The sequence below is a fragment of the Rhizobium sp. SVR5-9E genome (genome assembly GCF_056755095.1).
This window is the reverse complement of sequence record NZ_JBNDHS010000373.1, coordinates 1-278: the sequence shown is the minus strand read 5'-3', so window position 1 is coordinate 278 and position 278 is coordinate 1. Positions and strand designations below refer to the sequence as shown.

Annotated in this window: 1 protein-coding gene; it reads left to right on the top strand. The window is 52.2% G+C overall.

Annotation, left to right across the window (positions count from 1 at the left end; translation table 11 throughout):
- On the top strand, window positions 1-243 hold a 243-nt coding region (locus ACPYOJ_RS35240; RefSeq protein WP_481420368.1), incomplete at its 5' end, for a hypothetical protein.
- Window positions 244-278: the final 35 nt, after the last annotated feature.

The window sequence follows — 278 nt, the reverse complement described above, 5'->3', positions numbered from 1 at the left end:
CTTAAGGGCAAGGTCGAAGACCTCGCGCGATTCATGATGTTCGCCTATTCAGAGGGCTACTGCCGGAAAGAAAATTGCCTATTGCGACGACGTATCTTCAATTTTGTTTCATCTTGCGGCGCTAACAAACCTGCGCGAACCAGCCCTCAACCGGATGTTTGCATGGCCAAGCTCTGCCTCATCCACCGAGACAGAGCCACTCTTTCAAAGGAACCGGCTAGCGATCAGATAAGCACCCATTGAGCGCTTTCTCAACGGTGTCTTGTGCTGGGCCTAGA